2 protein-coding genes are annotated in these 1886 nt (G+C 68.9%); one reads left to right on the forward strand and one right to left on the reverse strand.

Features of this window, described 5'->3' with window-relative positions:
- The first annotated feature begins 213 nt into the window (after positions 1 to 213).
- A complete protein-coding gene (locus ACWDA7_RS52480; protein ID WP_450615259.1) occupies positions 214 to 1167 on the forward strand; it encodes a hypothetical protein in 954 nt (317 codons plus the stop codon).
- Positions 1168 to 1500: 333 nt separating this feature from the next.
- Here the strand turns inward: ACWDA7_RS52480 and ACWDA7_RS52485 are convergent.
- Positions 1501 to 1886, reverse strand: a 386-nt coding sequence (locus ACWDA7_RS52485; protein ID WP_450615260.1) for a hypothetical protein, incomplete at its 5' end; no start/stop codon positions are given.

A 1886-nucleotide genomic window follows, 5' to 3' on the forward strand; every position in this document is an offset into this window, starting at 1 on the left:
GGGCAGTCGCGGCAGCACCGGACCATCCTGATGCCGGCTGGAGCTGGCCGGCAATCACCGAACGAGGCCCCGTCGGCACCGCCGACCGGGAGGGATCCATGACAGTGCCCACAGGCGGCCTGACCAGCACGGATGAGATTACTGGCACCTACAGCGTTCCCCGGCCATGGCCACGGCGACCTCGCCGGTGCCTACCCTGCGGTCTGCCTCGGCATGATCCTCCACACCCCGGGCACCGAACCAGGCCCGGCCGCCCTGCGTGCCATCCGGGCAGCGTACGACCGGGGCCTGGTCAAGGACCTCTTCTGTGCCGACCGGGGCATCTCCCAAGCCAAGCCCCGAAACCTGCATCTGCAGCTGCTCGAATTCGGCCTCAACACGGTGAAGCACTACAACGACGACAAGGTAGACCGGCAAGGGGACTTCCGCGGTATGGAGCTGGTCGGCGGCGAGTTCTACTGCCCTCTCATGCCCACCCCGCTCATCACCGCGGGCGCCGCCTACATCAACAGCCGCACGGACGAGGACCGCGCCCACGCGCTCAACTTGATCCAGTCCCGCAGGAACTACCAAACCAAGGTCAAAGAGTACGGGCCCGCAGGCGACCAGCGTCGGCAGTGCCCGGCCCTCGGACCACACGCCACGGTCGCCTGCTACCGCCGCCCCCAACCACGCCCGTCCACCGTCGTCGACCTCGACGCTCCCACCGTCCGCACCACGGCCGCCCTGCCCGCTATCCGCAAACCCAAGCGGGACGCCGGCCCTTACCCCGACATCTGCACGGGGAAGAGCATCACCGTGCCGGGCACCGTGCTGGTCAAGCGGCGGCAGAAATACCCCCTGTTCACCCCTCTGTGGCAGGAAGCCTGGTCCGGGCTGCGCAGCCAGAACGAGGGCGGCAACGGCAACCTCAAGAAGTCCGCCCTCGACAGCATCGACAACTCCCAGCTTCGACTGCCCCACGGACGCGTCGCGCAGACCCTGCTCAACGCCGTGATCATCTTCGTGGCGAACCTCCGAGCTATCAAACGGTTCCGCCGCGACCAGGGCATCCGGCCCCGCAAAGCTGGCACGCCGAGCCCCCCACCCCGATCCGGCCAGCCTCTCGAGCCACCCCATGGGCAAATGTTTCCGACCGGCCCGGTCGAGCCTCCGCCACGCGAGTGAGGCACCCTCGCAGTGTTCCAACCCCTGAAAACCCCACATGCCTGCGCCACGGCCACCAGCCGTCGCACAGGCATGTCCTGTTTCCGCAGGTGAGAGGCGCAGCACCCGGACCGCCACCGCACCAACCCCTCACCGAGCCGACCGTGCGGCCCGAAGGCCCCAGGAACGACGAAAAACCGGCGAGCCACATGGCTCGACCGGTAATTCGTGAACGCATCGGGACGATCTCGTGAACGTCCCTATCCCAGGCTCTCACCGGCACTGATCCCAGGACCGGGCTCCCGGGTTCCCGGGAGCCCCGTCAGGTTGTGCCGTTCGGTCAGCCGTCCGCGGTCAGTGCGTGCCGGTCACCTTCATCGTGGCGGCCAATGCCGGGACGGCGTACGGCGAGTCGGTGCCGAAGGTCAGCCCGCTCGTGTAGGTGCCGGCCTGGTCGACCTCACCCGCGTTCAGGGTGACCCGTACCGTGACCGTGGCACCTGGAGCGACCGTGACGGTGTGCGGCGCCGACAGCCAGGCGGCGGCGCCGGAGCTACCGCAGTCGTCGTATCCGGGCAGCTGCTCGACGCCGGTGACCGGGCGGTTGCCGCCGTCCGCGCCGCCGACGACGTACAGTCCGCAGGCGCCGCTACCGCGGTAGACCAGCGCGTTGGCCGCCGGCAGAGCCGACCAGGAGTTGGTGACCGGGTCGTACTCCTCGGCCTGGTTGGTCAGCTGTC

This window comes from Streptomyces sp. NPDC001156 (genome assembly GCF_053598275.1).

What these genes read in the sequence shown, in the direction of transcription:
- ACWDA7_RS52480 (WP_450615259.1), top strand. Translation starts at nt 214, where the DNA reads ATGATCCTCCACACCCCGGGCACCGAACCAGGCCCGGCCGCCCTGCGT.